At 49.4% G+C, this 316-nt stretch carries 1 protein-coding gene; it reads left to right on the forward strand.

Translation table 11 applies throughout. The features are described from left to right. On the forward strand, window positions 1–316 hold a 316-nt coding region (locus tag AB9F29_RS21825; RefSeq protein ID WP_369757238.1), incomplete at both ends, for a CorA family divalent cation transporter.

Raw genomic sequence — 316 nt, forward strand, 5'->3', positions numbered from 1 at the left:
CATGGTTTCCGTACGATTGTGGATTCAGGAGGGGCTTATTGTAAGCGCACGCGCCCGAAAAATATGGGCTGTCGATGCTATTCGTCAGAAAATGGAGACTGGGGTCTGGCCGGAAAGTATTGGCGCATTTCTCGCTGAATTGACATACGGCCTTACCAAACGCATTGAAAAAGTGTCGCTGGATTTAGTAGAAGGCACTGATGCGGTTGAAGATAGCGCAATTAGCCAAGTACAACGCGTAAGCGGTGAGCTTTCAGCGCTGCGTCACAGCGTCATAAAAATAAGACGATTCGTTCGCCCACAAACCGAGGCAATC

It is taken from the genome of Falsihalocynthiibacter sp. S25ZX9 (assembly GCF_041205405.1).
Classification (GTDB): Bacteria; Pseudomonadota; Alphaproteobacteria; order Rhodobacterales; family Rhodobacteraceae; genus Falsihalocynthiibacter; species Falsihalocynthiibacter arcticus.